Genomic DNA, 489 nt, shown 5'->3' with positions numbered 1-489 from the left:
GCGATGTTCGACCATGACGCCCTTGGGGGTGCCGGTGGACCCGGAGGTATAGATCACATAGGCGAGATGGTGGGAGGCGAGCGAGTCCACCGACGGGTTGTGATCGGGCTGATGCAGAGGCAGGTTCGGGTCGAGCACGTGTCGTGATGCGAGTACGGAGTCGCCCAATGCGAGCTGCCCGACCTGATCGGCCAGCACGATAGCGGGGTCGGCATCGGCGAGGCTCTGGGCGAGGCGGGCACCGGAGTAGACGGGATCGAGGGGGACATAGGCGCCGCCGGCCTTGAGGATGGCGAGCAGGCCGACGACCATCGAGAGGCTGCGTTCCATGCAGATGGCCACGCGCGCATCCGGCAGCACGCCGAGTTCGATGAGGCGGTGAGCGAGCTGATTGGCCCGCGTGTTCAGTTCGGCATAGCTCAGCTGCTGATCCTCGATCACCAGTGCAATGGCGTCCGGACGCTGTTCGACCTGCTGTTCGAACAGTTG

Annotated in this window: 1 protein-coding gene; it reads right to left on the bottom strand. The window is 65.0% G+C overall.

The window, feature by feature from the left end:
* A partial coding sequence (locus tag RZR99_RS33070) for an AMP-binding protein (RefSeq protein WP_323123863.1) occupies positions 1 to 489 on the bottom strand: 489 nt, incomplete at both ends.

The sequence above is a fragment of the Burkholderia alba genome (assembly GCF_034721475.1).
Lineage (GTDB): Bacteria > Pseudomonadota > Gammaproteobacteria > Burkholderiales > Burkholderiaceae > Burkholderia > Burkholderia alba.
The sequence above is the reverse complement of the archived record's forward strand: the minus strand, read 5'-3'. Positions and strand labels throughout refer to the sequence as shown.